This is a genomic window from Georgenia sp. Marseille-Q6866 (genome assembly GCF_965111665.1).
The window spans coordinates 17,768-43,140 of sequence record NZ_CBCOOR010000028.1 but is presented as its reverse complement, the minus strand read 5'-3'; the positions used below and the strand labels follow the sequence as shown (position 1 = coordinate 43,140).

Annotated in this window: 27 protein-coding genes and 1 pseudogene; 23 read left to right on the top strand and 5 right to left on the bottom strand. The window is 74.2% G+C overall.

Annotated features, from left to right (window positions below; all coding sequences use genetic code 11):
* Window positions 1-664: pseudogene (locus ACWPXV_RS16600) on the bottom strand (hypothetical protein); the annotation flags it as partial.
* A gap of 121 nt (window positions 665-785) precedes the next feature.
* Here ACWPXV_RS16600 and ACWPXV_RS16595 point away from each other — a divergent pair.
* Window positions 786-1,643, top strand: a complete 858-nt coding sequence (locus ACWPXV_RS16595) for a DUF72 domain-containing protein (RefSeq protein ID WP_454086259.1) — start codon at window positions 786-788, stop codon at window positions 1,641-1,643.
* A complete protein-coding gene (locus ACWPXV_RS16590; RefSeq protein WP_454086258.1) occupies window positions 1,640-2,053 on the top strand; it encodes a pilus assembly protein CpaE in 414 nt (137 codons plus the stop codon). Before ACWPXV_RS16595 ends, ACWPXV_RS16590 begins: the two co-directional genes overlap by 4 nt.
* 49 nt (window positions 2,054-2,102) lie before the next feature.
* On the opposite strand, the gene ACWPXV_RS16585 is transcribed toward ACWPXV_RS16590, so the two are convergent.
* Window positions 2,103-2,882 (bottom strand): DUF4352 domain-containing protein, encoded by a 780-nt coding sequence (locus ACWPXV_RS16585; RefSeq protein ID WP_454086257.1) that lies wholly within the window; start codon window positions 2,880-2,882, stop codon window positions 2,103-2,105.
* 136 nt (window positions 2,883-3,018) lie between these two features.
* On the opposite strand from ACWPXV_RS16585, the gene ACWPXV_RS16580 reads away from it, so the two are divergent.
* The 11 genes from ACWPXV_RS16580 to ACWPXV_RS16530 all read left to right on the top strand — a co-directional run bounded on the left by ACWPXV_RS16580 (window position 3,019) and on the right by ACWPXV_RS16530 (window position 13,865).
* Window positions 3,019-4,254 carry a sensor histidine kinase gene (locus ACWPXV_RS16580; RefSeq protein ID WP_454086256.1) on the top strand — a complete coding sequence of 412 codons (1,236 nt, stop codon included), beginning with the start codon at window positions 3,019-3,021 and terminating at the stop codon, window positions 4,252-4,254.
* Window positions 4,255-4,277: 23 nt separating this feature from the next.
* The gene (locus ACWPXV_RS16575; protein ID WP_454086255.1) at window positions 4,278-4,955 is read left to right on the top strand and encodes a response regulator; all 678 of its coding nucleotides are present in this window, start codon (window positions 4,278-4,280) and stop codon (window positions 4,953-4,955) included.
* Window positions 4,956-5,152: 197 nt separating this feature from the next.
* Window positions 5,153-6,049, top strand: a complete 897-nt coding sequence (locus ACWPXV_RS16570; RefSeq protein WP_454086254.1) for a CAP domain-containing protein — start codon at window positions 5,153-5,155, stop codon at window positions 6,047-6,049.
* 155 nt (window positions 6,050-6,204) lie between these two features.
* Window positions 6,205-7,836 carry a TIGR04028 family ABC transporter substrate-binding protein gene (locus ACWPXV_RS16565; protein WP_454086253.1) on the top strand — a complete coding sequence of 544 codons (1,632 nt, stop codon included), beginning with the start codon at window positions 6,205-6,207 and terminating at the stop codon, window positions 7,834-7,836.
* Window positions 7,833-8,840 (top strand): ABC transporter permease, encoded by a 1,008-nt coding sequence (locus tag ACWPXV_RS16560; protein ID WP_454086252.1) that lies wholly within the window; start codon window positions 7,833-7,835, stop codon window positions 8,838-8,840. The genes ACWPXV_RS16565 and ACWPXV_RS16560 overlap by 4 nt, the downstream gene beginning before the upstream one ends.
* The gene (locus ACWPXV_RS16555; RefSeq protein WP_454086251.1) at window positions 8,837-9,715 is read left to right on the top strand and encodes an ABC transporter permease; all 879 of its coding nucleotides are present in this window, start codon (window positions 8,837-8,839) and stop codon (window positions 9,713-9,715) included. Before ACWPXV_RS16560 ends, ACWPXV_RS16555 begins: the two co-directional genes overlap by 4 nt.
* Entirely contained in the window at window positions 9,712-11,325 is a 1,614-nt protein-coding gene (locus tag ACWPXV_RS16550; RefSeq protein WP_454086250.1) for a dipeptide ABC transporter ATP-binding protein, read from the top strand. Before ACWPXV_RS16555 ends, ACWPXV_RS16550 begins: the two co-directional genes overlap by 4 nt.
* Complete coding sequence (locus tag ACWPXV_RS16545; RefSeq protein ID WP_454086249.1) at window positions 11,322-11,957, top strand: CMD domain protein; 636 nt, start codon at window positions 11,322-11,324, stop codon at window positions 11,955-11,957. Before ACWPXV_RS16550 ends, ACWPXV_RS16545 begins: the two co-directional genes overlap by 4 nt.
* Window positions 11,954-12,559, top strand: a complete 606-nt coding sequence (locus ACWPXV_RS16540; protein WP_454086248.1) for an alkylhydroperoxidase domain protein — start codon at window positions 11,954-11,956, stop codon at window positions 12,557-12,559. The genes ACWPXV_RS16545 and ACWPXV_RS16540 overlap by 4 nt, the downstream gene beginning before the upstream one ends.
* A complete protein-coding gene (locus tag ACWPXV_RS16535; protein ID WP_454086247.1) occupies window positions 12,556-13,584 on the top strand; it encodes a putative FMN-dependent luciferase-like monooxygenase in 1,029 nt (342 codons plus the stop codon). Before ACWPXV_RS16540 ends, ACWPXV_RS16535 begins: the two co-directional genes overlap by 4 nt.
* Before the next feature lie 53 nt (window positions 13,585-13,637).
* Window positions 13,638-13,865, top strand: coding sequence for a hypothetical protein (locus ACWPXV_RS16530; RefSeq protein WP_454086246.1), 228 nt, complete (start codon window positions 13,638-13,640; stop codon window positions 13,863-13,865).
* 28 nt (window positions 13,866-13,893) lie between these two features.
* Here the strand turns inward: ACWPXV_RS16530 and ACWPXV_RS16525 are convergent, their stop codons facing one another.
* Window positions 13,894-14,916, bottom strand: a complete 1,023-nt coding sequence (locus tag ACWPXV_RS16525) for a Gfo/Idh/MocA family protein (RefSeq protein WP_454086245.1) — start codon at window positions 14,914-14,916, stop codon at window positions 13,894-13,896.
* Window positions 14,913-15,944, bottom strand: a complete 1,032-nt coding sequence (locus ACWPXV_RS16520) for a Gfo/Idh/MocA family protein (RefSeq protein WP_454086244.1) — start codon at window positions 15,942-15,944, stop codon at window positions 14,913-14,915. Before ACWPXV_RS16520 ends, ACWPXV_RS16525 begins: the two co-directional genes overlap by 4 nt.
* Window positions 15,945-16,151: 207 nt before the next feature.
* Here ACWPXV_RS16520 and ACWPXV_RS16515 point away from each other — a divergent pair, with 207 nt between their 5' ends.
* Window positions 16,152-17,132, top strand: coding sequence for an ROK family protein (locus tag ACWPXV_RS16515; RefSeq protein WP_454086243.1), 981 nt, complete (start codon window positions 16,152-16,154; stop codon window positions 17,130-17,132).
* Between the two features lie 197 nt (window positions 17,133-17,329).
* The gene (locus ACWPXV_RS16510; protein WP_454086242.1) at window positions 17,330-17,890 is read left to right on the top strand and encodes a Uma2 family endonuclease; all 561 of its coding nucleotides are present in this window, start codon (window positions 17,330-17,332) and stop codon (window positions 17,888-17,890) included.
* 1 nt (window position 17,891) lies between these two features.
* On the opposite strand, the gene ACWPXV_RS16505 is transcribed toward ACWPXV_RS16510, so the two are convergent.
* Complete coding sequence (locus ACWPXV_RS16505) at window positions 17,892-18,680, bottom strand: DUF1206 domain-containing protein (RefSeq protein WP_454086241.1); 789 nt, start codon at window positions 18,678-18,680, stop codon at window positions 17,892-17,894.
* 132 nt (window positions 18,681-18,812) lie between these two features.
* Between ACWPXV_RS16505 and ACWPXV_RS16500 the strand changes: the two genes are divergently transcribed.
* The 8 genes from ACWPXV_RS16500 to clpS all read left to right on the top strand — a co-directional run bounded on the left by ACWPXV_RS16500 (window position 18,813) and on the right by clpS (window position 25,373).
* Window positions 18,813-19,517, top strand: a complete 705-nt coding sequence (locus tag ACWPXV_RS16500) for an NADPH-dependent FMN reductase (RefSeq protein ID WP_454086240.1) — start codon at window positions 18,813-18,815, stop codon at window positions 19,515-19,517.
* A gap of 168 nt (window positions 19,518-19,685) precedes the next feature.
* Entirely contained in the window at window positions 19,686-19,970 is a 285-nt protein-coding gene (locus ACWPXV_RS16495; protein ID WP_110851969.1) for an HU family DNA-binding protein, read from the top strand.
* Between the two features lie 274 nt (window positions 19,971-20,244).
* On the top strand, window positions 20,245-21,030 hold the full coding sequence (gene nagB, locus ACWPXV_RS16490) for a glucosamine-6-phosphate deaminase (RefSeq protein ID WP_454086239.1): 786 nt from the start codon (window positions 20,245-20,247) through the stop codon (window positions 21,028-21,030).
* Between the two features lie 73 nt (window positions 21,031-21,103).
* On the top strand, window positions 21,104-21,442 hold the full coding sequence (locus ACWPXV_RS16485) for a DUF3039 domain-containing protein (RefSeq protein WP_454086238.1): 339 nt from the start codon (window positions 21,104-21,106) through the stop codon (window positions 21,440-21,442).
* The gene (locus ACWPXV_RS16480) at window positions 21,439-23,277 is read left to right on the top strand and encodes a DEAD/DEAH box helicase (RefSeq protein WP_454086237.1); all 1,839 of its coding nucleotides are present in this window, start codon (window positions 21,439-21,441) and stop codon (window positions 23,275-23,277) included. Before ACWPXV_RS16485 ends, ACWPXV_RS16480 begins: the two co-directional genes overlap by 4 nt.
* Window positions 23,278-23,352: 75 nt before the next feature.
* Window positions 23,353-24,687, top strand: coding sequence for a nicotinate phosphoribosyltransferase (locus ACWPXV_RS16475; protein ID WP_454086236.1), 1,335 nt, complete (start codon window positions 23,353-23,355; stop codon window positions 24,685-24,687).
* 96 nt (window positions 24,688-24,783) lie between these two features.
* Window positions 24,784-24,939, top strand: coding sequence for a hypothetical protein (locus ACWPXV_RS16470; RefSeq protein ID WP_181424561.1), 156 nt, complete (start codon window positions 24,784-24,786; stop codon window positions 24,937-24,939).
* A 128-nt stretch (window positions 24,940-25,067) separates the two neighbouring features.
* Window positions 25,068-25,373 carry an ATP-dependent Clp protease adapter ClpS gene (clpS, locus tag ACWPXV_RS16465; protein ID WP_454086235.1) on the top strand — a complete coding sequence of 102 codons (306 nt, stop codon included), beginning with the start codon at window positions 25,068-25,070 and terminating at the stop codon, window positions 25,371-25,373.

Here is a 25,373-nt window from a genome sequence, read left to right as displayed (position 1 = left end):
TGACGATGGCTTGGGCGCGGGGCCAGTCGATGAGGCCTTGGTCGAGGAGCTCACCGGTGGGTTCGAACATGCCACCGAACGCGCGGCCGCAGGTGGCCATCTTGACCGCGGCCTGCTTGGTGATCCGCAGCCGCATCGACAGCTCCTGGCCCACGACGCACTCCCCCCGGGTGCGGCCGGGGACGTCACCGGGCCAGGTGGGGTTCACGGAGTCACGCTCGGCGAGGACGGCGGCGGCGCGGGCGGCCTGGGCCGCGGACCACGCTTCCACGCGCTTGTGCGCGGCGACGACCTCGACGAGGGAGAAGTCGTCCACGTCCTCGGGATCGATCGCCGCGAGCAGCGTGGCCAGCCGCTCGTTCGGGGCCAGCGGCTCGAGGTAGTCCCCGAGGGCGCCGGGCTGGGGGAGGAGCTCCGCGAGGAGGCTGCCGGGCCACCCCGCTGGCTCCTCGGCCGCCGCTGCCGGCGGCCGGGACTGCGCCTGACCGGGACCGGGCGTCGGGTCGGAGGGTGTGGGGGCGGCGGTCTGCTCCGGCCGGCTGACGGGCCGGAACACCAGACCGGCGAAGTCAGGGGAGAGGACCTCCGCGAAGGCGGTTTTCGCGATCAGGAGCGAGCGGTCGCCGTCGTCAGCGGCGTCTGTCCCGGCTGTCTTAATTGCCATCGCGGTCACCCCCTTCCTTGCACTATGATATCGAACACACGTTCGAACGACAAGGGATGTGGACGGCGACAACTGCGCCACCGACAGGCGGGCCGGCATGCTCGTTCCTACACTCGCTCCCATGGCCGAGGTGCGAATCGGCGTGTCCGGGTGGAGGTACGCACCCTGGCGCGGAGACTTCTACCCTCCCGGGCTGGCCCAGCGCCGGGAGCTCGAGTACATCGGCCAGACCTTCCCGACCGTCGAGCTCAACGGCTCCTTCTACTCCCTCCAGCGGCCGGAGTCCTACGCGCGCTGGCGCGAGAGCACGCCGCCCGGCTTCACCTTCGCGGTCAAGGGCGGCCGGTTCATCACGCACTTCAAGGCGCTGCGTGACGTCGAGGTGCCGCTGGCCAACTTCTTCGCCTCGGGCGTCCTCGCGCTCGAGGACCGGCTCGGCCCGTTCCTCTGGCAGCTGCCCGCCCGTCAGCAGCTCGACCTCGACAGGGTCGCCGGCTTCCTCGAGGCGCTCCCGAGGAGCACCACCCAGGCCGCTCTCCTCGGCGAGCGGCACGACGCGCGCCTGGACGGGCGCGCCTGGACGACGACGGACACGGACCGGCCCCTGCGCCACGCCCTGGAGGTACGGCACGCGAGCTTCGCGGACCCGGCCTTCCTGCGGCTGCTCGCGGAGCACGACGTCGGCCTCGTCGTCTCCGACGGCGGGGAGACCTGGCCCGTGTTCGAGGACGTCACGGCGAGCCTCGTCTACGTGCGCCTCCACGGCGCGACCGAGCTGTACGTGAGCGGCTACGACGAGCCGGCGCTCCGGTCGTGGGCCGCGAAGGTGAGGGCCTGGCACGAGGCGGGCCACGACGTCGTCGTCTACTTCGACAACGACGCGAAGGTGCGGGCGCCCTTCGACGCGCTCGCACTCACCGACATGCTCGCGGACATCGCTGAGCGCCCCGCCGCCACGGTCGGCACACTGGGTGGATGATCAGCGACCGTCTCGCCCGTGAGCTCGAAGCCGCCGGACTGCGCTGGGACCCCGCGCCCGGCGACCGGTTCCGCATCAAGGCGGAGGAGCTCTCCGAGGACGTCTTCATCCTCTCCCACATGGTCATCGAGGCCCGGACGTACGACACCGGCACCGTGCTCAACTTCAACGGGACCACCGAGTGGGCGCTGGACAACGTCGACCAGGACGACGCCCTCTGGCTGCCCCGCGAGGACCAGCTGCGCGAGTACCTCGGTGGCACGTTCCGCGGCTTGGAGCGGGTGGACGGCGAGTACGTCGTCACGACCGCCGGCCCGGACGGGGCGGCCACCACCCACCGCGCCGCCGACGTCGAGGACGCCTACGCCGCCGCGCTCCTCGAGCTCGTGGAGCGCGCGGTCTCGGCGTAGCGCACGGCCCGGAGCCCTGGCAGGGGGCTCCGGGCCGTGGATCGTGGGGTCAGTCCGTGAGGCTGACCGTGACACCCCCGGAGAACATCGAGTCGTGCAGCTCGATGGCGGCGGGCTGGGCGTCGGCGGGGATGTCGAAGACGACGATGCCCTCGACCGAGTTGCCGGGGTTGATGTCGTTGAGGAACGTCTCCGAGTCGTCGAGGTAGATGGCCGCAGACCCGTTGGCGGAGTGCTCGCGGCCCTGGTCGTCGACGAGCGTCTGGTTCCCACCGCTGAGCATCTGCGCCTGGTCCCCGATGTTGCTCACCGTCATGTGGACGAGCACGAACTGGCCCTGCGCCTGCTCGCTGAGGAACTCGTCGCCCACCTCGCTGACGCCCGTCTCGACCTCGGTGACGGTGAACTCGAACTTGCCGTCACGCACCGGGTCACCGATGCCCGCGGCGTCCTCGGCGGGTTCCGCCGCAGGCTCGTCCGGCTCCTCGGCGGGCGCGTCCTCGGCGGGCGCGGCGTCGTCGGCCGCCGGCTCGTCGGCCGCCGGCTCGTCGGCCGCCGGCTCGGCAGCCTCCTCCGCGGGCGCCTCCGACGCGGTTCCCGACGGCGGCGCCTCCTCCTCGCCGCCACCGAGCGCGGTCCCTGCCACGGCGAGGACGACGAGCACGAGGATCGCGGTGAGGATCTTGTGCCGGGCGAACCAGCTCTTCTGCTTCGGCGGCTCGGGCACCTGCGGCGCGCCGGGGGTGGCGTAGGCGCCGGGGCCGTGCGGGAAGGTCTGGCCGTCGGTGTGGTTCATCGTGTCCTCCTGGGTGGTGGGGCGTGTGACCACCAGCGAACTTGACCGGGCGCCGTCGCCACATCGGCCGACTGCCTACCGTTCCCCAGCCGATCGGCCAGGCCTGCGCAGGGCGACACTGGCCGGTCGGCGGTGCCGGTGCGGCGTGAGCGTTGAATACGGTGTGCCCATGGAGCAACGTGCGCAGGTCCCGGCGCGGCCTGCGCCGTGGTGGCGCACCGTCCTGTGGGGCACGCTGTGCGCGTTCCTGTCGCTGATGAGCTTCGTCTTCTCCGAGACCGGCCAGCGCGCGGAGGACGGCGCGGTTCTTCTCGTGCTGCTCGGGTTCTTCACCTCCCTCGGCCTCCCGCTGGTCCTCCTGTGGCGACGACGTGCGCCCTACGCCGTGACACTGACCGCCGCCGCCACCGCGGTGGTGCTGCCGGTGGGGAGCTGGACGGCGCTCGTCGCCCTCGGGTCGCTCATCTCCCGCAGGCGCGGGCGCGACGTGTGGTGGACGACGGCGGCCGTCGCCGTGGCCACGGCCGTGACCGTGGTCCGGGACGCCGCCGGGCGCACGTCGGCCTCCTCCCTGATCAAGACGTTCCTCGCGCCCGCGGGAGCCGAGCCCGGCACCGCGGTCGCGCTCGGGTGGTGGGTCGCGCCCCTCTTCCTCGCGCTCGGCATGGCCGGAGCGGTCGGCGCGGGGCTCGCCGTCCGCGCGAACCGGCAGGCCGCGGTGTCCGCCGGCCGGGTGAGCGCCGCCGAGCAGCGGACCGACCGTCTGGACGACCAGCTGGCCCGCCAGCGCGAGCGCGAGCGCATCGGCCGGGAGGTCCACGACGTCCTCGGCCACCGGCTCTCCCTGCTCAACCTCCACGCCGGTGCCCTGGAGGCCCACGCACCGCCCGACGGCCAGCTCCGCGAGAGCGCCCGCCTCGTCCGCGAGGGCGCGGCGAAGTCGATGGCCGACCTGCGCTCCCTGCTCGCCATGCTCAACGAGCCGCTGAGTGCCGAGCCCGCGGAGCCGGACCTCTCGCTCGTCGACCTCCCCGCGATGATCGGCGAGACCGTCGACGCCGGGCTCCCGGTGAGCTCCTCGGTGTACATCGACGGCGCCGAGCGGGCGGACCCGGCGCTCGCCCGCGCGGTCTACCGCATCGTCCAGGAGCTGCTCACCAACGCCCGCCGGCACGCGGAGGGCCGGCCCGTGCGCCTCGACGTCACCGGCAGCCCGAGCGCCGGCATGCACATCGACGCCCGCAACCCCTACGAGCCCAGCGGGCACGCCGGGGGCGGGCAGGGCCTGCGCGGCATCGCCGAACGCGTCGAGCTGCTCGGCGGTGACCTCGCCTACGGCCTGGACGACGACGGCCGCACCTTCCGCGTCACCGTCCGCCTGCCGTGGCGCGAGGCGGCCGTCTGACCTGCGCCGCCTACGATGACGGCATGCCCGAGGCCCACCGCATCCTGCTGGTCGACGACGACCCGCTCGTGCGGACGGGGCTCCGGCTCCTCCTGAGCAGCGACCCGGCCCTCGAGGTCGTCGGGGAGGCTGGTGACGGTGACGAGGTCGTCGAGGCCGTCCAGCGGCACGCGCCCGATGTCGTCCTCATGGACCTGCGCATGCCCCGCCTCGACGGGATCGCGGCGACACGCGCGGTGCGGGCGCTGCCGCGGGCACCGCACGTCATCTCCCTCACCACCTGGGACGTCGACGACGCCGTGCTGCGCAGCCTCGAGGCGGGTGCCGAGGGCTTCCTCCTCAAGTCCTCCTCGCCCGCGGAGATCATCGGGGCCGTCAAGGCCGTCGTCGCCGGCGACGCCGTGCTCTCCCCCCGCAGTACCCGCCAGGTCCTGGACCACTACACGCGCGGCGGCGACGGCCACGCCCGCCAGCAGGCACAGGCCGCGATGGCGGCGCTCACCGAGCGGGAGCGGGACGTCGCCGTCGCGGTCGGCCAGGGGCTGAGCAACGCCGAGGTCGCCGCGCAGCTCTTCGTCTCGGCCGCCACGGTCAAGGCGCACCTCGCCACCATCCAGACCAAGCTCGGGGTCCGGAACCGTGTCCAGGTCGCCGTCCACGCCGAGCGTGCCGGTCTCCTCCGAGCCGCCCGCGACCACTGAGGCGTTCGCCACGACGTCGTGACCAAAGCGTGACATTCGGTGACGTGCGGGGTTAGTGTCGCCGGTGTCCCGCGAACCCTCCGCGCGGGACTCTCGGCCGGCTCCCCCCTCCCGCCGCCGTCCGAGGACGACGACCCAGCGGCGGGGTGTGCCGTCGGTCGGGCGCCGACGAGCCAGGGGGGTGAGAAGGGCCAGTCGTGGCCGAGCCGTCGTCCCACCACACCGTGTCGCGAGCCGAGCGTCTCGTGCAGCGCCTGCGACCGCACGAGCGGGTCGCCGCGCCGCTCCAGCGCCGCTACCGGGCGGGCCTGGGAGGCGCGCTCGCCGTCGTCCTCGTCGCAGGGGCCAGTGCCGCCGCCGTCGTGGACGACGATGCCGCCTCCGCCCGCGCCGACCTCGCCGCCCTCGGGCTCGAGACCGGTCACGGCGTCGCCCCCGGCATCTCCGTCCCCGGTTCCGCGGACCTCGAGCTCGCGCCGATGGACGTCGACGTCGAGCTGAGCAAGGACGACATCCAGGACCTCCCCGACGTCGTCGCCGCCATCGAGGCGGAGGAGGAGGCCGCACGCCAGGCCGCCGCCGCCCGCGAGGAGGCCGCCGCGGTCGCGAGCCGGTCCGCCAGTCGCGTCGGGGCACCGGCCGCTGAGTCCGGTGGAGACTCCGGCGAGGAGCCCGACGACGCCCCCGCGGCCGCCGTCTCCGTCGGGCAGGGCGGCGAGCGCGGCGCGATCGGCGCCATGCTCAACGACTTCCGCGCCCAGAACGGTATGCACACCCTCGGCAGCGACGCCACCCTCGACCAGGTCGCCCAGGGCTGGGCCGAGTGGATGGCCAGCAACCAGACCCTCCAGCACAACCCGAGCTACCGCTCGCAGATCGGTGGCGGCTGGTCGGCGTCCGGGGAGAACATCGTCCGGAACACCGGCGGCGCGTCGATGTCCTCCAGCGCCATCACGAGCTGGATGGTCGACTGGTGGAAGAACTCCAGCGTCCACCGCGCCAACATGCTGAACGGCAAGTACACCCACGTGGGTGTCGGCTACGCCATGGGCTCGGGCGGCCCCTACGCCGTCCTGCTCTTCGGCGGCCGCTGAGCCCACGCCGTCTCACCGCGCGCGGCGACGAACCCCCCGCTTCTCACGCGCTGAGATTTCGCCCGACCCCCCGGTTACACGGCGGCGGTCCCCCTCCACGCTGATGGTCAAGCGTTCAACCGAACGCTCGACCGTCGCCCGAGAGGACCGCCTCGATGAGCATCTCCCATCGCCGCACGCTCGCCGCAGCCACCGCTGCCGCTGCGACCCTGGTCCTCGCCGCCTGTAGCGGCAGCCCCGGGGCGACGAGTGAAGCAGCCGCCGACGACGGCGCCCCCCGCCAGGGCGGGACCCTCACCTTCCTCGAGTACCAGTTCCCCACGTGCTTCTACGCGGGCGGCTCCGGCTACTACCCGGTCGCCACCGTCCTGAACCAGATCGCCGACAAGCTCACCTTCCAGGACCCCGAGACCCGGGAGATCCACCCGTGGCTCGCCGAGTCCTGGGACGTCTCGGAGGACGCCACCGAGTACGTCTTCCACCTGCGTGAGGACGTCACCTTCTCCGACGGCACCCCGCTGACCGCCGAGCACGTCGCGGCGAACTTCGACCACCTCGGCCTCGGCGACGAGGAGCTCGGGCTCGCGAGCCAGGAGTTCGTCTCGAACTACGCCGGCTCCGAGGTGCGCGACGACCACACGGTCGCCTTCACCTTCGACGCGCCCGTCCCCGGCTTCCTCCAGGCGACCTCCGTCGTCGGCGCCGCGATCGTCGGCCCCGCGACCTACGAGCTGCCCTACGAGGAGCAGTGCCAGCTCGAGAACGTCGTCGCGACCGGTCCGTTCACCGTCACCGAGGTCGTGCCCGAGCAGGAGTACACGCTCACCGCACGCGAGGACTACGACTGGGCGCCCCCGCACCAGGAGCACCAGGGCCGCGCCTACCTCGACGAGATCCACATCGTCGTCACCCCCGAGGACTCCGTGCGCATCGGCGCCCTCACCTCCGGGCAGGCCGACGCGGTGCGCTCTGTCCAGGCCTACGACGAGCCGACGGTCAAGGCGGCCGGCTACGAGCTGTACGCCCCGCAGACCAACGGCGTCAGCCCCCAGATCGCGCTGCGCCCCGACAACCCCGTCCTCACCGAGCTGCCCGTCCGGCAGGCGCTGCTCAAGGCGACGGACACCGGCGCGATCGTCGACACGCTCTTCACCGAGAACTACCCGGTGGCCACGTCACCGCTCAGCTCCGGGGCCACCGGCTACACCGACCTGTCCGACACGCTGACGGCGGACCCGGACGAGGCCAACCGCCTCCTCGACGAGGCCGGCTGGGAGCGCGGCCCCGACGGCATCCGCACCAAGGACGGGCAGCGCCTGGAGCTCACGACGATCGTCGGAGCCGTTTTCCCCCTCGGCCAGGAGACGGCCGAGCTTGTCGCCCAGCAGTGGGAGGCGATCGGCGCCAAGCTCCACATCGAGCTGCCCGACCCCGCCACCGCCGTCCAGCGCCAGCAGGACCCGGCGGACGTCGGCGTCCTCATCAGCCACGTCGGGCGCGTCGACCCCGACGTCCTCTACAGCGCCTTCCACAGCAGCCAGCGCGACTACCTCGTCTCCACCGACGAGACGCTCGACGGGCTCCTCGAGGAGATCACCTCGCTGCCCGGCACGGAGGAGCGCTACGCCAAGGCCGCCGAGGTCCAGGAGTACCTCCTCGACAACGCCCTCACCATCCCGCTGTACGACATGCCGCAGACCTACGCCGCCGGGCCGCACGTCCACGGCCTGGGCTGGGAGCCGGTCGGGCGCCTGCGCCTGTACGACACGTGGCTGGAGGAGCGGTGACCGCCCGCTACGTCGCGGGACGGGTGGGCCAGGCCCTCGTCGTCCTGTGGGCCGCCTACACGCTGTCCTTCCTCCTCCTCGGCGCGCTGCCCGGGGACGGGATCCTCATCAAGTTCGAGAACCCCGAGCTCGGCCTGTCCGCCGACCAGGTCGCCGCGATCCGCGAGTACTACCGCGTCGACGACCCGCTCCTCCTCCAGTACGTCCACGCCCTGGCGGGGACGCTGCAGGGGGACCTGGGCTACTCCGTCGAGACGGCCACCCCCGTCCTGGACCGCATCTCGGCCGCCCTGCCGGCCACGCTCCAGCTCGCGTCCCTGGCCTTCGTCGTGGCGGCCGCCGTCGCCGTCGTCCTCGCCCTCGCGGCGAGCTACGCCCGCAGCCCGTGGCTGCACAACACGATCACGGCAATCCCGTCGCTGTTCGTGTCCGTCCCGGCGTTCTGGCTCGGCATCGTCCTGCTCCAGGTCTTCTCCTTCCGTCTCGGCTGGGTGCCGGTCATCGGGGCCGAGGGCTGGCAGCAGCTCGTGCTGCCCGTCCTCACCCTCGCCGTCCCGGTGAGCGCGCCGCTCGCCCAGATCGTCCTGCGCACCCTCGACGACGTCGCCACCCGGCCCTTCGTCCACGTCGTCGAGGCGAAGGGCGCCTCGCGGTGGTGGACGCTGAGCCGGCACACCGCCCGCAACTCCCTGCTGCCGGTGCTGACGATCAGCGGGCTCCTCGTCGCCGAGCTCATCGCGGGCTCGGTCGTCACCGAGTCCGTCTTCGGCCGCGACGGGCTGGGCCGGCTCACCAACCTCGCGGTCGCGGCGCAGGACCTGCCGGTGATCCAGGTGATCGTCCTCGTCGCGGCGCTCGCCTTCGTCACCGTCAACCTCGCCGTCGACCTCCTCTACCCCGTCCTCGACCCGCGCCTGCGGAGGGTGAGGACGACGACGGCGCCCTCGTCCGCCGTCGTCGCCTCGCCCGCCGTCGCCAGCCCGCTGGAAGGAGCCCGGCCATGACCGCGACGACCACCCGAGACCCCGCGGCGCCCACGACCCCCGTCTCGCTCACCCCGGAGCTCGCACCCGTCGCGCGCCGCCGGCGCCGCGCGGTCCCGGTCGGCCTCGTGCTCGCCTGGGCCGTCATCGCCACCGTGCTCCTGTGGGCCGTGCTGCCCGGGGTCCTGGCACCCTTCGACGCGTACTCGAGCGTCGGCGCAGGGCTCCAGGCCCCGGGCGGCGAGCACCTCTTCGGCACGGACGCCAACGGCCGCGACCTGTTCTCCCGCGTGGTCCACGGCGCGTCCGAGTCGCTGTCCGGCGCCCTCGTCGCCGTGGCCGTCGGGCTGACCGCCGGCACCCTGCTCGGGGTCGTCGCCGGCACCGTCGGCGGGCTCGTCGAGGAGGTCCTCATGCGGGTCGTCGACGTCCTGCTCGCCATCCCCGGCCTCCTCCTCGCGCTCACCGTCGTCGTCCTCCTCGGCCCGGGCACCGTCAACGCGGCGCTCGCCGTCGGTGTCGGCGCGGTCGCCGGCTTCGCCCGGCTCGTCCGCGCGGAGGTCGTCCAGGTGCGTGCCACCGAGTACGTCGAGGCCGCCTACGGCAGCGGCGGGCGCGTCCTGTCGGTGCTGTGGCGCCACGTCCTGCGCAACTCCCTGCGGCCGGTCGTCGCGCTCGCGGCGATGCAGCTGGGCACCGCGATCCTCGCGCTGTCCACCCTCGGCTTCCTCGGCTACGGCGTCACCCCGCCGGACCCGGAGTGGGGGATGATCATCGCCCAGGGCCGTGACCTCCTCGCCGCCGCCTGGTGGGTCACCACCCTGCCCGGGCTCGTCATCGTCGCCGTCGTCCTCTCGGCGAACCGGGTCAGCCGCTCCCTGGGGAGCGAGCGATGAGCCTCCTCGACGTCCGCGACCTCTCCGTCACCTACCGCACCCGCCGCGGTGAGCAGCACACCGCCGTCGACGGCGTGAGCCTCACCGTCGCGCCGGGGGAGGTCGTGGCGGTGGTGGGGGAGACCGGCTCGGGCAAGACGACGACGGCGCACGCCGTTCTCGGGCTGCTCGCCCCGGGAGCGACGGTCACCTCGGGACAGATCCTCCTGCACGGCACGGACATCCGCGGCTGGTCGGACCGGCGGCTGCAGGACGTGCGGGGGCGGCGCATCGGTCTCGTGCCGCAGGATCCCGGCAGCTCCCTCGACCCGCTGCGGACCGTGGGCTGGCAGGTCGCCGAGACCCTGCGGGTGCACGGGGAGCGGGACGAGGCCGCGGTGCGGGCCCGGGTGGCCGAGCTGCTCGAGCGCGTGGGCCTGCACGGCCCGCGCGTGGCCGGCGCGTACCCGCACGAGCTCTCCGGCGGCATGCGTCAGCGGGTGCTCATCGCCGCGGCGCTCGCGCTCCGACCCCAGCTCCTCATCGCCGACGAGCCGACGAGCGCCCTGGACGTCACCGTCCAGCGGCGCATCCTCGACCTGCTCGACGAGCTGCGCGCGCAGGACGGCACCGGCGTCCTCCTCGTCACCCACGACCTCGCCGCGGCCGCCGAGCGCGCCGACCGGATCGTCGTCATGCAGGGCGGGCGGGTCGTCGACTCCGGGACGGCGAGCGAGGTGGTCGGCGCTCCGCGCAGCGACTACACCCGGCGCCTCGTGCGTGACGCGCCGGCGCTCAACCCGGCGCCGCTGCGCGCCGCCCCGCCGGTGCCCCCGCCCGGTGCCGTCCCCGCGGTCGAGCTGCGCTCCGTCCGCAAGGACTTCACCGGCCGCGGCGGGCAGCACGTGCGAGCCGTCGACGACCTCAGCCTCACCGTGCCGGCCGGGACGACGCACGCCGTCGTCGGGGAGTCCGGCTCGGGCAAGTCGACGACGGCGCGCATCCTGCTGGGCCTCGAGACGGCGACGGCGGGGACGGCGCTCGTCCACGGCACCGACGTCGCCTCGCTGCGCGGGGAGGCGCGCCGCCAGTGGCGCCGCCAGGTCCAGCTCGTCTACCAGAACCCCTTCGGCTCGCTCGACCCGCGGATGACCGTCCTCGACATCGTGGCCGAGCCGCTGCGCAACTTCCGGCTCGGCAACCGGCGCGAGCGGGCGGCGACGGCCGCGGCGCTCCTCGAGCGGGTCGCCCTGGGACCGGAGCTGCACGGACGGCGGCCGCGCGAGCTCAGCGGCGGGCAGCGCCAGCGCGTGGCGATCGCCCGGGCGCTCGTGCTCGACCCGGGCGTCGTCGTCCTCGACGAGCCCGTCTCCGCCCTCGACGTCAGCGTGCAGGCGCAGATCCTCGACCTGCTCGCCGAGCTGCAGCGCGAGCGCGGCCTCACCTACGTGTTCATCTCCCACGACCTCGGCGTCGTCCGCCAGGTCTCTGACACCGTCACCGTCATGCAGCGCGGCCGCGTGGTGGAGAGCGGCACCACCGCCGAGATCTTCCACGCCCCGCGCAGCGAGTACACCCGCGAGCTGCTCGACGCCGTCCCCGCGGCCCACGCCACCAGGAGAGAGTCATGACCCACGTCCTCGACCACACCCGCGCGCCGGAGGTGAGCGCCGACGTCCTGCGCGAGCTCGCCGGGATCCCCGCCGGCAGCGCCGTGGACGCGCTGCGCGACCTGCGGCCCGCCGCGCGGGAGAACGCGCAGCTCGCCTACCGGCTGCTCTTCGCCCCCGACGACGACGGCGGGGTGTCCGTCCTCGACCGGCTCGCCGTCGCCCTCCTCGTGGCGGGCCTGCACCGCGACGAGCGGGCGGTGTCCCACTACCGGCGCGCGCTGCTGGCCGCCGGAGGGTCGGACGCGCTCGCGGCCACGCTCGTGGCCGAGGCCGGGACCGCCGCCGTCACCGGCCCGGCCGGCACCTACCGAGAGCCCGGGCTCGCCGCGGAGTCCGTCCCCGTGGCCGGCTACCGCGTGATGGCGCGCGAGGTGCTGGGGGAGCGGCTGTCGGCCGCCGTCGAGCACGCCCGGCTGCTCGTCCTGCACCCGCGGGACGCCCGTCCGGACGCGCTCGAGCGCCTCGCCGCCGCCGGCTGGACCGCGAGCGGGACCGTCATCCTGTCCCAGCTCGTCGCGTTCCTCACCTACCAGCTGCGCGCCGCCGCCGGCCTGTCCGTCCTCCACGTCACCCCGGGAGCCCCGCGATGATCCACCACCACCCCGACCTCGACCGTCCCGAGGCCTTCACGCGCGAGCCCCTGGGCTGGGTGCCGTGGCTCGAGCCGCTCGCCAAGGAGGAGCTCACCGAGCGCCACTACGCGGGGCTCGTCGAGCCGGCGCGGGCGGACTTCGCCTACTTCCGGCTCCTCGCCCGGGACCCCGAGCTCCTGGGCGCACGCACGCGGCTGGACAACGACATCTTCTTCACCGAGGACGGCGGCCTGCCGCGGGCCGAGCGTGAGCTCGCGGCGGCGGCGGCCTCCCGCGTCAACGGCTGCGTGTTCTGCGCCTCCGTCCACGCCCGCGCCGCGGCCCGGCTCTCCGGACGTCCGAAGGACGTCGACCGGCTCCTCGACGAGGGGACGGGCGCCGAGCTCGGGGAGCGCTGGGAGGCGATCGTCGCCGCCGCCGAGGCGCTGACGGCGACGCCGGTCCGCTTCGGGCCCGCGCACGTCGAGCGGCTGCGGGCCGCGGGCCTGGGCGACGACGAGATCCTCGACGTCATCGGGGGAGCCGCCTTCTTCAACTGGGCGAACCGGCTCATGCTCTCCCTCGGGGAGCCCGAGGTCCCCGCGAGGAGGCGGTCATGAGCCGCCCGCAGCTCGGCTTCTTCACCCGGGTGCTCGACGACGCCCCGCCGGCCGAGCGCTACCGGCTGGCGCTGGAGCAGGTCCGCGCGGCCGAGGCCGCCGGCTTCGACGCCGTCGCCGTCGCCCAGCACCACCTGGACGGCCGCGAGGGCGGGCTGCCCTCGCCCCTCCTCCTCCTGGCCCACGCGGCCGCGCTCACCTCCCGGGTGCGGCTCACCACCGGCGTCGTCACCCTCGCCCTCGAGGACCCGGTGCGCGTGGCGGAGGACGCCACCGTCCTCGACCACCTGAGCGGGGGACGGGTGGAGCTGGGTCTCGCCTCGGGCGGCTCACCGGGTGCCTTCGCGGCCCTCGGCCTGGACTTCGCCGACCGGCACGCGGTGTTCGCGGCCAAGCTCGACCGGCTCGAGGCCGCCCTGCGGGGGGAGCCGGTCGCGGAGGGGCGGGCGCTGTACCCGCCGGCGGGAACGCTCGCCGAGCGCCTGTGGATCGGCACCTTCTCCGAGCCGTGGGCGGTGGAGGCGGGGCGGCGCGGCCACGGGCTCATGCTCTCGCGCACACAGCCCCGTCCGGCGGAGGAGCCCGGCCTGGCACTGGGCCCCCTCCAGCAGCGGCTCGTCGACGCCTACCTCGAGCACCTCCCGGCTGGGGTCGAGCCCCGGGTCAGCGTGGCCCGCACCGTCGTCGTCACCGACGACGAGCGGCGGGCCGCCGAGCTCGCCGAGACCGGCCTGCGGAGGGTCGCGCCCCTCGTCGAGCGGATGACGGGCCGGCCGGCCGTGGGCCTGTCCACCGCCGAGCTCGTCGCGGCGACCGACTCGCACGTCGGGACGCCCGGCACCGTCACGGCGGGGCTGCTCGCCGACCCGGCCGTCGCGCGGGCGACCCACCTGTCCTTCCAGGTCCACTCCGTCGACCCGCCCCACCGCGAGGTGCTCCGCTCGGTGGAGTTCCTCGCGCGGGAGGTGGCGCCGGCCCTGGGGTGGAGACGAGCCGCGACCCCGTCGCTCGTCAATGTAAGTTGACGGATCGGTGGGCGTCAACCTAGGGTGACGACGTGGCTACCGAGGAGGTCCCGATGAGTGCTCTCGCCCAGGCGGTCGACGACGACGGCGACATCTTCGCCGCCCTCGACGCCCTCGTCGCCCTCCGTCGGCAGGCTGACCGGCGCGAGGCGGTGCTCGTGCGCCGGGCGCGCGCGCAGGGGATGACGTGGGCGGAGATCGCGTTCCTGCTCGGCGTGAGCAAGCAGGCTGTCCACAAGAGGTACGGCGGCTCGCGACGCGAGGCGCGCCGCACCTCCTGACCCCCCTGCCCGGGCGCGGTCGGGAGGTTCAGTGGAGGACGACGACGTCGCCGGCCCGCGCCGAGCGGTAGGCGGCGTCGACCACGGCGATGGACTCCCGCGCCTGCCGCACCGTGTAGTCCGGCACCCGCCCCGCGACGAGCGAGTCGACGACGTGACGCAGGCACCGTTCGAGCGCGACCGTACCGGCGTCGGCGACGAGGGCCGAGGGGCCCCCGGGCCCGACGACGTCGATGCACGGCTTGTCGTCGTCGGCGACCGCGTGCCCGTGGGAGCCGAGGAGGCGCAGGGAGCTTGCGGTCGGCGTCGCGCCGGGGGTGTAGGGCACCCGCCCGAGGGTGACCGTCGCCGTCACGCCGCGGTCGAGGAGAAGGCTGACGACGGCGGTGTCCTCGACGTCGTGGGTGGCGTGGAGCTCGGAGAAGAGGGTGCCGGTCAGGGCGTGCACCTCGAGGACCGGCAGGCCGGTGAGGTAGCGGATCGCGTCGGTGCAGGAGCCGAGGAAGCTCAGCACCTCCCCGCCGCCGGACAGCGCCGGGTCCAGGGACGAGGTGCCCGTCGACGCCGCGGCACCGGAGGCGAGGAGCTCCATGTCGATGTGCCGGGGCAGGCCCACGTGCCCGGCGTCCACCCAGGCGCGCGTGCGCCGCAGCGCGGTGGCGTGGGTGCGGTTGACGACGGCGCAGACGCGCCCGGTGCGCTCCGCCGCCGCCAGGAGGGCGTCGGCGTCGTCGAGGGTGGTCGCCACGGGCTGGTCGACGAGGACGTCGACACCCCCGAGCAGGGCTGCCAGCGCCAGCCGGGCGTGCCGGACGGGCGCACCCGACACGAGGACGAGGTCGACCCGGGAGGGGTCGAGCACCTCCTCGACGTCCTCGGTGTACCGCACGCCGGCGTGACCGGCCGCGGCGCGAGAGTCCCCACGGACCAGCTCGGGCGCCGACGGCTCCTCGGCGACGGCGACGAGCTCCACGCGCTCGTCCTGCCCGAGGATGCGCAGGTGGTCCGCGGCATGGCGCGCCGAGGACAGGACACCGATCCGCAACGTCACAGGAGCTCCTCCACGGCAGCACGGGCGCCCACGGCCGGGTCGCCCTCGATCTCGGTGACATGGACCCGCCGGCCGGTGACGAGCGAGCGCTGGGCGGCGAGGGCACCGGCGAGCGCGGCCCGGGCCTGCGACGCAGTGACGGTCGGCTCGGCGGCACCGGCGACGACGTCGGACCAGTGCCGGAGCTCCTCGACCAGCGCTCCCTCGAGCGACAGGGGCGAGGCGGGTTCGGCGTCCGAGTGCAGCCCGGGCTCCGTGTCGGCCGAGTGCCGCAGGGTGCCCTCCGTCCCGACGAGCACGACCCGGCGCAGGGTGTCACCTTGGCGCCGCAGGGCGTGGCACAGCTCGAGGGTGGCGAGCCCGCCGTCAGCCGTCCGCAGCTGGACCTGGAAGGAGTCGGGCGACTCCATGTCCGGGGAGAAGGTCCGCATCCCGCGGGCGAAGACCTCGGTGGGGGCGGAGCCGAGCACCCAGGTCGCGACGTCGACGATGTGCACGCCGGTGTGCACGGGGTGACCGCCCGACATGGCGGGGTCCAGCTTCCAGCTGCGCCAGCCGCCGGCCCAGGCGTGGCCGGTGTACCAGCTGACGTGGAGCAGCCGGGGGGAGCCGATGAGCCCGCCGCGGACCGCGTCGGCCAGCCGCGAGACGACGGGCTCGAAACGTGCCGTCTGCCCGACGGTGAGGCTCGAGCCGGCGGTCGCCGCGACCATCGCGTCGAGCTCGGCGAGCGTGAGTGCGGCGGGAGCCGCGACGTGGACGTGCTTGCCCGCGTCGCCGGCGGCGATCGTCCACCGGGCGTGGTCGGGCGTGGCGGTGACGACGTCGACGGCGTGGACGGCGGGGTCCGTCACCGCGGCGTGGACGTCGGTCGTCGCGCGGGCGCCCACGATGCCGGCCAGCTCCTCCGCGCGGTCGGGGTCGGTCCCCGCGACCCACGCGACGCGCAGCCCGGGCACCTGACGCAGCGCGAGCAGGTGCTCGCGGGCGAAGGCCCCTGTGCCGACGACGGAGACGAGCGCCGTCATGCCGCGCCAGCCCTGAGTGCCATGTCCTGACCTTTCACCGGTGAACTGTCGCGCTCAGCCTAGGTCGTCGCGCACCGGACGGCCCGTCCGGCCCCGGATCCGGTGTCCGGCCCGAGCCGCGACCGACCGTACAGTTCGTGCCGACAGCACCGTTCCTGCCCGACCGACACAGCCGCCGCACGACCGCGCCGGCACGAGAGGACCAGCGTGAGTGACGTCGTCGTCGGGGTCGACCTCGGAGGCACGAAGACCGCGGCCGCGCTGGTGAGCGCCGGCGGTGCGGTCGGGCCCGTGCGGTCCGTGCCGACCCCCGCCCAGCAGGGTTCCGAGGCGGTGCTCGACGCCGTCGCCGGGCTCGTGCGTGAGGTTGTCGCCCACGGCGGCCCCCTCACCGCCCAGGACGGCACGACAACGGAGCTCTCCGGGCCCGTCGCCGTGAGCGGGCTCGGGGTCGGCACCGCCGGCGTCGTCGACACGACGACGGGCACGGTCCTCTCGGCCACCGACGCCATCCACGGGTGGACGGGGACCGACGTGCGCGGCGGGCTCGGTGCCCGCCTGGGCGACGTCGTCGGCGAGGGCACCGTCACGGTCGAGAACGACGTCGACGCGCACGCCGGCGGTGAGGTGTGGCTCGGCGCCGCGGCCGGCGCGGCCAGCGTCCTCATGGTCGCCGTCGGCACGGGGGTGGGGGCGAGCGTCGTCCTCGGCGGCCGCCCGCTGCGCGGAGCCCACCACGTGGCGGGGGAGCTGGGCCACCAGCCCAGCCCCGACGCCGCCGGGCTGCGCTGTGGGTGCGGACGCCCCGGGCACCTCGAGGCGCTCGGCTCCGGGCCGGCCCTCCACCGCCACTACCTGCGCCTGGGCGGTGACGCCGCCGTCGCCGACACTCGCGAGGTGTGCGCCCGCGCCGCGGCCGGGGACGCGGTCGCCGAGCGCGCCGTGCGGGAGTCCGCCCGCGCCGTGGGCCGCTCCGTGGCCGGTGTCGTCACCGTGCTCGACCCGGCCGTCGTCGTCGTCGGTGGCGGCATGAGCCAGGCCGGGCCGCTGTGGTGGGCGCCCATGGACGCCGCCCTGCGCGCCGAGCTCATCGAGCCGCTCGACGACATCCCCGTCCGCCCCTCCACGCTCGGCCCGGTGGCCGCCGTCCTCGGTGCCGCCCGCACCGCCCTCGCCACGCGCGACTGAACCCCGAAGGAACCCCGTACGTCCGCGATCCTCGAGGGCCTGCCCGCCGACCGCCCGACGACCATCACCAGCTGGTTCTACGAGGCGGTGACGGCCGGGTAGCAGGCGCCCCCTGTGGATCGCCCGCTCGCGCCGCGGCCACTCCTGCCACGATCGAGTGGTGGCAGGTGCTGACAGTGCGGCGGTGAGGGAGGACCATGGGCGCCATGACGGTCATGCCGCGCACGGGCGAGGAGTGGACGGTCGATGACCTCGACCGGATCCCCGAGGACGGCCTGCAGTACGAGCTGCTCGACGGGCTCCTCCTCGTGACCCCGGCCCCGGTGCGGGCGCACCAGCGCGCCGTCGGCAACCTGCACCTCCTGCTGCGGGCCACCTGCCGGCCCGGCTTCGAGGTGCTGCTCGCGCCCTTCGACTGGCGCCCGGACCGCCGCACCTCCCTGCAGCCCGACCTGCTCGTCGTCCGCGACGACGACCCCGGCACGAAGAACGTCAGCAAGCCGCTCGCGCTCGCCGTCGAGGTGCTCTCGCCGTCCACCCGACGCAAGGACCACGTCCTCAAGCGCTCGAAGTACGAGGACGCCGGCGTCGAGTCGTACTGGCTCGTCGACCCGCAGGAGCCGGCCGTCATCGCGCTCGACCTCGTGGACGGCCGGTACGTCACGGCCGCCGAGGTGACCGGTACGGGCACGGCCCACCTCCGGCGGCCCTTCTTCGTCGACGTCGTACCGAGCGCGCTCGTCGCGCCCCCGGCGTAGGTCAGACCCGCGCGTACCTCGCGCGACCGAAGGAGTACACCCCGTAGGCGGCGATGCCGAGCCCGACGACGGTGAGGAGTGCCTTGCCCAGCGGCAGCTCGAGCAGGGCGCGCAGGGCGCCGTCGAGCCCCTTCGCCTCCTCGGGGTCGTTCTGCACGGCCGCGACGACGAAGAGCGCCCCGACGATGCCCAGCGCGATGCCCTTGGCGACGTACCCGACCCTGCCGGCGACGGTGACCGCCCGCCCCGGGTTCTCCCGCAGGTCCTCGAGGAACTTCCGCCGCCAGCCCTTGACCACGTGGTAGCCGCCGACGACGACGACGCCCAGGCCCACGAGGCCGACGGCGACCTGCCCGAGCGGGTGCTCCATGACGCGTGCCGTGATGCTCGTGGTCTGCTCGTTCCCGCCGCCGCCCGAGCCCTGCCCCGTGGCGGCACGCGCCGCCAGGGCCGTGAGGACGAGGTACGTCACCGCCTTGCCGGCGGACTTGAGCCGGTCCTTCGCCTCACCCGTGGCCACGGCGGTGGCGACCTGCCACAGGGTGAGGAGCGCGAAACCCACGACGATCACCCACAGGAGGAAGCCGCCCGCGGTGCTCTCGCCGAGCTGTTGCAGGGCACCGGACTGGTCGGCCGACTCCCCGGAGGAGCCCACGCCCAGGGCGAGGCTCACCGCGGTCCAGCCGAGGACGAGGTGGAGCACCCCGCTGGCCGCGTACCCGAGCCGGGCCCCGGTGGTGAGCACGGGGTGGTCGTCGAGCTCTGCTGCGGTACCGCGCACGGTGTTCATGGCCTCAGCGTGGCAGCGGCGCGACCACCGTGCACGACGGCGTCGCCCGGCTCGCCCGGCAAGGGTCGGAGGTCCCCGCGCCGCGCGCCCTGGCCGGGATAACGTGGCCCGGTCCCCGGTCTAGGAGCACCGATGATCCGCCTCGCCGTCCTCAACGCCGCGACGAGCCCCCACCGGCTCGGCAACCACATCACCGACTGGGTCCTCGACCGGCTCGGTACCAACCGCGCCTTCGCCATCGACCGCATCGACCTGCGCGACGTCGGCCTGCCGCTCTTCGACGAGCCGGACCTGCCCCGCTACGGCCGCCACCGCCACGAGCACACGCGGCAGTGGGCGCGGCGCATCGACGCCGCCGACGCCTTCGTCGTCGTCAGCCCCGAGTACAACCGCGGCTACTCCGCGCTGCTCAAGAACGCCCTGGACTACCTCGTCCAGGAGTGGGCCTTCAAGCCGGTCGGGATCGTCAGCTACGGCTCGGGGATGTCCGGCGGGCTGCGCGGTGCGGAGGCGCTGCGCACCGTGCTCGGCGCCCTGCAGATGTACCCCGTGCGCGAGATGGTCGTCGTGCCCTTCGTCACCGAGGCCGCCGTCCGCGAGGGCACGCTGGAGGCCTCCGCGGGGATGGTCGAGGGGATGGAGCTGATGATGGACGCCCTCGTGCGGATGGACGCCGCGATGCACCTGCTCCGGGCCCCGGACGAGGAGCTGGGCGACCAGCAGGGGGAGCAGACCGGCCGTGACGGCGGCGAGACACGCTGGCAGCCGCGCGATTCCGGGACGGACGCCGGGTGGAGCGCGACGAGCGCGCTGGAGCGTCCCCCGGGCTTCGTCTGAGGGCCCCGCGGGCGGGTCACTTCCTCCCCACGCGCCCCACGAAGCGGACAGATCCGCAGAGACACGCCGAAATCTCGGCGCGTGAGGGCGACAACGGGCGCTCCGACGCCGTAATGTCTGCCCCGTCGCACCCATCAGGGTGTGCACGCCGACTGAGAGAGGGATTTCATGTCCGTCAACCGCACCGAGCTCGTCGCCGCCGTGGCCGAGCGCTCCTCGCTCACCAAGTCCCAGGCCGACGCCGCTCTGTCGGCGCTGCAGGACGTGCTCGTCGAGTCCGTCAGCAAGGGCGAGGCCGTCAAGATCACCGGCCTCCTCGCCGTCGAGCGTGTCGAGCGCGCCGCGCGCACCGGCCGCAACCCGCAGACCGGCGCCGAGATCCAGATCCCCGCCGGCTACGGCGTCAAGATCTCCGCCGGGAGCGCCCTCAAGAAGGCCGTCTCCAACAAGTGACGTCCTAGCGACATCACCGCAAGGCGGGCAGGACGAGTGATCGTCCTGCCCGCCTTGCTGTGTCCCGGCGGCCCGGGCGCGCCGACCTCCCCACCTGTCCTCCGGCCTCCCACCTCCGCCCCGCCCTCGACGAGGAGAACCGGGGAGCTCGGCCCCGAGAGCCAGACGTGCGCTCCCGTCCACGGGCCGGGAGTCCCTGCCGTGAGCAGTGGGGTCACCTAGGCTGGAGCGTGGTGCGCCCGCACCACGTCGCACGCAGAGGAAGAGGTGTCCGGTGGAGGTCGTCATCACGTCCGGTGCGGAGGAGAGCGCCCGGCTGGCCGCGGACGCCATCGAGCAGCTGCTCAGCCGCAAGCCCGACGCCGTCCTCGGCCTGGCCACGGGATCCACCCCGCTGCCCACGTACGACGAGCTCGTCCGCCGGCAGGAGGCCGGGCGGATCAGCTTCGCCCGGGCCCGCGGCTTCACCCTCGACGAGTACATCGGCCTGCCCGCCGACCACCCGCAGCGCTACCGCAACGTCATCGAGCGCGAGCTCGTCGGCCGCGTCGACTTCGCCCCCGACGCCGTCACGGGCCCCGACGGCCTGGCCGAGGACCTCCAGGCGGCCGCCGAGGCCTACGAGCGGGCGATCGCCGAGGCCGGTGGGGTGGACCTGCAGATCCTCGGGATCGGCACCAACGGGCACATCGCCTTCAACGAGCCCGGCTCCTCCCTGGCCTCCCGCACCCGGGTGCAGCCGCTCGCCCCCCAGACCCGCAGCGACAACGCGCGCTTCTTCGACGGCGACGTCGAGGCCGTGCCCCGCCTGTGCTTCACCCAGGGCCTGGGCACGATCATGGAGGCCCGCCACCTCGTGCTCATCGCCACGGGCGAGGGCAAGGCGCCGGCCGTCCAGCAGCTCGTCGAGGGCGCCGTCAGCGCGTCGTGGCCGGCGACGATCATGCAGCACCACCCCCACGCCACCGTCCTGCTCGACGAGGCCGCTGCCAGCCTGCTGGAGCGCGCGGACGACTACCGCGAGGCCTACGCCGCCAAGCCGCAGTGGCAGGGGATCTGAGCCACCAGGTGTGACCGCCACGGCACACCGGGCCACCGGGACCCGGGCCGGAGGACGACCTAGACTGGTCGGCATGAGTTCCACCGAGCCCCCCAGCAGCCCGAGCGAGCCGTCGACGTCGTCGGGAACGAGCGTCCTCGAGCGCGAGGAGCTCCGCGAGCACGAGGCCGGTGACAACGACCGCTACGCCCACTACGTGAAGAAGGACAAGATCATGTCCTCCGCGCTGTCGGGCCAGCCGGTCGTGGCGCTGTGCGGCAAGGTGTGGACCCCGGGCCGGGACCCCAAGAAGTACCCCGTGTGCCCCACGTGCAAGGAGATCTACGAGGGCATCCAGGGCGGCGGGTCCGGCTCCGGTGGCGGACGGTTCGGCGGCTTCGGCCGTGGCGGCCGCGGCGGAAGCGGAGAGTGAGCGCCGCACCTTCGCGCAGGCCGGTCACGACGACGACGCAGGGCACCCCTGCGGCCGTCTCGACCGCTGCCGCCGAGCACCTGCCCCCCGCCTACCCGGCGCGGGCGGCCTGGGGGACGGCGTCGCGCCTGCGCGCGTGGCAGGCCGAGGCGCTGGAGCGGTACCTCGCCGACGACCCGCGTGACTTCCTCGCCGTCGCCACCCCCGGCGCCGGCAAGACGACCTTCGCGCTCCGGGTGGCCACCGAGCTGCTCTCGCGCGGGGAGGTCACGGCGATCACGGTCGTCGCCCCCACCGAGCACCTCAAGGGCCAGTGGGCCGAGGCCGCGGCGCGCGTGGGCATCCAGATCGACCCGGCCTTCCGCAACGCCCAGGAGCGTCACGGCGCGAGCTTCGACGGCGTCGCGCTCACCTACGCGCAGGTCGCCGCGAACCCCGACCTGCACCGCCGGCGCACGACGAACGAGCGCACCCTCGTCATCCTCGACGAGGTGCACCACGGCGGGGACGCGCTGAGCTGGGGCGACGGCATCCGGCTCGCCTTCGAGCCCGCCCGCCGGCGCCTGGCCCTCACCGGGACCCCGTTCCGCTCCGACACCGCCGCCATCCCCTTCGTCACCTACGAGCGGGACGCCGACGGCGTGCGCCGCTCGCGGGCGGACTACTCCTACGGCTACGCCGACGCGCTGCGTGACGGCGTCGTGCGGCCGGTCATCTTCCTGTCCTACTCCGGGCAGATGCGCTGGCGCACCCGCGCCGGTGACGAGGTCAGCGCCGCCCTCGGTGAGCCGCTGACCAAGGACCTCGTCGCGCAGGCCTGGCGCACCGCGCTGGACCCGAAGGGCGACTGGGTCCCCGCCGTCCTCGCGGCCGCAGACCGCCGCCTCACCGAGGTGCGCCGCGGCGTCCCCGACGCCGGCGGCCTCGTCATCGCCACCGACCAGACCAAGGCCCGCGCCTACGCGCGCGTCCTCACCGAGATCACCGGTGAGAAGCCGACAGTCGTCCTGTCCGACGACGACGGCGCCTCCGCCCGCATCGACGAGTTCGCCGCCGGTGAGCAGCGGTGGATGATCGCCGTGCGGATGGTGTCCGAGGGCGTGGACGTGCCCCGCCTCGCCGTCGGCGTCTACGCGACCTCGGCGGCCACCCCGCTCTTCTTCGCCCAGGCGATCGGCCGCTTCGTGCGTGCGCGCCGGCGCGGGGAGACCGCCTCGGTTTTTCTCCCGAGCGTGCCGGTGCTCCTCGAGCTCGCCGCCCAGCTGGAGGTCGAGCGGGACCACGCCCTGGACCGGGTCCTCACCTCCGAGGAGAAGGGCGACTTCTTCACCCCGGAGGACGCCCTCGTCGCGGCCGCCAACCGCGAGGACAAGGCCAGCGACGACCTCATGCTGCCCGGCTTCGAGGCCCTGGACGCCCAGGCCTCCTTCGACCGGGTGCTCTTCGACGGCGGTGAGTTCGGCACGGGGGCGGAGGTCGGATCCATCGAGGAGGAGGAGTACCTCGGGCTGCCCGGGCTCCTCGAGCCCGAGCAGGTGCGCTCGCTCCTCAAGGCGCGCCAGGCCGACCAGGTCAAGTCCCAGAAGCGGCAGGCCGCAGCCCGCGCCCAGCGGGAGGAGAACTCCGGGGTCTCGGACCACAAGCGGCGCGCCGCCATGCGCAAGGAGCTGTCCGGCCTCGTGTCCGCGTGGTCGCGGCGCAGCAACATGCCCCACGCGATCGTCCACAGCGAGCTGCGCAAGGCGTGCGGCGGCCCCGAGGTGCCCCTCGCGAGCATCGAGGAGCTCGAGGCGCGCATCGCTCTGCTCCGCAACTGGTTCGTCGGCCGCAAGTAGTCAGCCGAGGTCCCACAGCAGCCGGAAGTGGACGGGGCCCTGCACGGGCAGGCCCACGTCGCTAGGTTGGACGCCATGCCCCGCGCGACGACCGCCTTCCTCACCGACCGCTACGAGCTGACGATGCTCGAGGCCTCCCTCCAGTCCGGTGCCGCGCACCGGCGCAGCGTCTTCGAGGTCTTCTCCCGGCGACTGTCCGGCGGGCGGCGCTACGGCGTCGTCGCCGGCACCGGCCGGGTGCTGGACGCCATCGCCGACTTCACCTTTTCCGGCGCCGAGATCGACTGGCTGCGCGAGCAGGGCGTGGTGAGCGGCGAGACCCTCGACTACCTCGCCGGCTACCGCTTCGGCGGGGACGTCCTCGGCTACGGGGAGGGGGAGTGCTTCTTCCCCGGCTCACCGGTCCTCACCATCCGCGGCACCTTCGCCGAGGCCCTTCTCCTCGAGACGGTGGTGCTCTCCGTCCTCAACCACGACTCCGCCGTCGCCGCGGCCGCCTCCCGCATGACGACCGCCGCCCACGGGCGCCCGTGCCTGGAGATGGGGGCCCGGCGCACCCACGAGGAAGCCGCCGTGGCCGCCGCGCGAGCCGCCGTCGTCGGCGGTTTCGTCGCGACGAGCGTCCTCGAGGCGGGACGCTCCTACGGGATCCCGACGATGGGGACCGCCGCCCACTCCTTCACCCTCGTCCACGACGACGAGGAGGCCGCCTTCGACGCCCAGGTGCGGGCGATGGGGCCGGGCACCACGCTCCTCGTCGACACCTACGACGTCGAGCGCGGGGTCGAGCTGGCCGTCGCGGCCGCCCGCCGTCACGGCGGCGAGCTCGGTGCGGTGCGTCTGGACTCCGGCGACCTCGTGGCCCAGGCCTTCACCGTGCGCCGCCAGCTCGACGCGCTCGGCGCGACGACGACGAGGATCACCGTGACCTCCGACCTCGACGAGTACGCCATCGCGGCCCTCGGCGCCGCCCCCGTCGACTCCTACGGGGTCGGCACGAAGCTCGTCACCGGCTCCGGGCTGCCGACGGCGGAGCTCGTCTACAAGCTCGTCGAGCGGGAGGGCGCGGACGGGCAGATGTTCGACGTCGCCAAGGCGTCCGCGGCCAAGGCGACCGTCGGCGGCTTCAAGGTCGCCGGGCGCGTCTTCGAGAACGGGGTGGCGCAGGAGGAGCTCGTCGTGGGCTGCGACGACGAGGCCTCCGGTGCCCGCGTGCTGGCCGAGCACGGCGCCCGGCCCCTCCAGCTGCCCCTCGTCACCGGGGGCATCATCGCCGACGAGCACCGCGGCCCGGACGCCGTGCGCGCCGCGGCGGAGCGCCACGTCGCCTCGCGCGCCGCGCTGCCCTACGAGGGCTGGCGGCTGAGCGAGGGGGAGCCGGCGATCCCCACCCGTCACGTCCTCGGCTGAGCGCAGCTTTCCCGTTCAAGATGCCGAGGTGAACAATCTCCGCAACGATTGGGGCCACTGCGGTGCCGGACAGGTACCGGAACGAAGGGAGCTCGTATGTCCTTGTGGCTGATCCTCATCATTGTGGGCGTCATCATGCTCATCATCGGCGTGGCCGTCGAGGCTGCACAGATCCTCATCTGGATCGGTGTCGCCATCCTCGTGATCTCGCTGATCCTCTCGCTGGTGGGACGCGGCAAGAACAGGGTGTAGCGCCCGGCCAGCGGTCCTCCAACCGCTCGTCACAGGTGTACCGAGGCCCGGCAGGAAGGTTCCTGCCGGGCCTCGCCGTGTCCGAGGTCATGGGCGCGACTGTCCCCGCTCGTGCCTAGGCTGGGTGCATGACGGTCACGACACCACACCCGGCTACCGTGCCGGTGGAGACGCAGCAGGAGGAGCGCCGCCCCGCGCGCCCCTGGCGCACCATCGTGTGGAACGACCCGGTCAACCTCATGAGCTACGTGACCTACGTGTTCCGCACCTACTTCGGCTACTCCCAGGAGCGTGCCCACCAGCTCATGCTCCAGGTCCACCACGACGGCCACGCCGTCGTCGCCGAGGGCGCCCGCGAGACGATGGAGGTCCACGTGACGGCGATGCACTCCTACGGCCTGTGGGCCACCCTCGCCCCCGAGGGAGAGGGCTGA

Bases quoted from the DNA above. Each gene is read 5' to 3' on its own strand.
- ACWPXV_RS16595 (WP_454086259.1), top strand. From the start codon at position 786: ATGGCCGAGGTGCGAATCGGCGTGTCCGGGTGGAGGTACGCACCCTGG.
- ACWPXV_RS16590 (WP_454086258.1), top strand. From the start codon at position 1,640: ATGATCAGCGACCGTCTCGCCCGTGAGCTCGAAGCCGCCGGACTGCGC.
- ACWPXV_RS16580 (WP_454086256.1), top strand. From the start codon at position 3,019: ATGGAGCAACGTGCGCAGGTCCCGGCGCGGCCTGCGCCGTGGTGGCGC.
- ACWPXV_RS16575 (WP_454086255.1), top strand. From the start codon at position 4,278: ATGCCCGAGGCCCACCGCATCCTGCTGGTCGACGACGACCCGCTCGTG.
- ACWPXV_RS16565 (WP_454086253.1), top strand. From the start codon at position 6,205: ATGAGCATCTCCCATCGCCGCACGCTCGCCGCAGCCACCGCTGCCGCT.
- ACWPXV_RS16555 (WP_454086251.1), top strand. From the start codon at position 8,837: ATGACCGCGACGACCACCCGAGACCCCGCGGCGCCCACGACCCCCGTC.
- ACWPXV_RS16550 (WP_454086250.1), top strand. From the start codon at position 9,712: ATGAGCCTCCTCGACGTCCGCGACCTCTCCGTCACCTACCGCACCCGC.
- ACWPXV_RS16545 (WP_454086249.1), top strand. From the start codon at position 11,322: ATGACCCACGTCCTCGACCACACCCGCGCGCCGGAGGTGAGCGCCGAC.
- ACWPXV_RS16540 (WP_454086248.1), top strand. From the start codon at position 11,954: ATGATCCACCACCACCCCGACCTCGACCGTCCCGAGGCCTTCACGCGC.
- ACWPXV_RS16535 (WP_454086247.1), top strand. From the start codon at position 12,556: ATGAGCCGCCCGCAGCTCGGCTTCTTCACCCGGGTGCTCGACGACGCC.
- ACWPXV_RS16530 (WP_454086246.1), top strand. From the start codon at position 13,638: ATGAGTGCTCTCGCCCAGGCGGTCGACGACGACGGCGACATCTTCGCC.
- ACWPXV_RS16520 (WP_454086244.1), bottom strand. From the start codon at position 15,944: ATGACGGCGCTCGTCTCCGTCGTCGGCACAGGGGCCTTCGCCCGCGAG.
- ACWPXV_RS16510 (WP_454086242.1), top strand. From the start codon at position 17,330: ATGGGCGCCATGACGGTCATGCCGCGCACGGGCGAGGAGTGGACGGTC.
- ACWPXV_RS16505 (WP_454086241.1), bottom strand. From the start codon at position 18,680: ATGAACACCGTGCGCGGTACCGCAGCAGAGCTCGACGACCACCCCGTG.
- ACWPXV_RS16500 (WP_454086240.1), top strand. From the start codon at position 18,813: ATGATCCGCCTCGCCGTCCTCAACGCCGCGACGAGCCCCCACCGGCTC.
- ACWPXV_RS16495 (WP_110851969.1), top strand. From the start codon at position 19,686: ATGTCCGTCAACCGCACCGAGCTCGTCGCCGCCGTGGCCGAGCGCTCC.
- ACWPXV_RS16485 (WP_454086238.1), top strand. From the start codon at position 21,104: ATGAGTTCCACCGAGCCCCCCAGCAGCCCGAGCGAGCCGTCGACGTCG.
- ACWPXV_RS16475 (WP_454086236.1), top strand. From the start codon at position 23,353: ATGCCCCGCGCGACGACCGCCTTCCTCACCGACCGCTACGAGCTGACG.
- ACWPXV_RS16470 (WP_181424561.1), top strand. From the start codon at position 24,784: ATGTCCTTGTGGCTGATCCTCATCATTGTGGGCGTCATCATGCTCATC.
- clpS (WP_454086235.1), top strand. From the start codon at position 25,068: ATGACGGTCACGACACCACACCCGGCTACCGTGCCGGTGGAGACGCAG.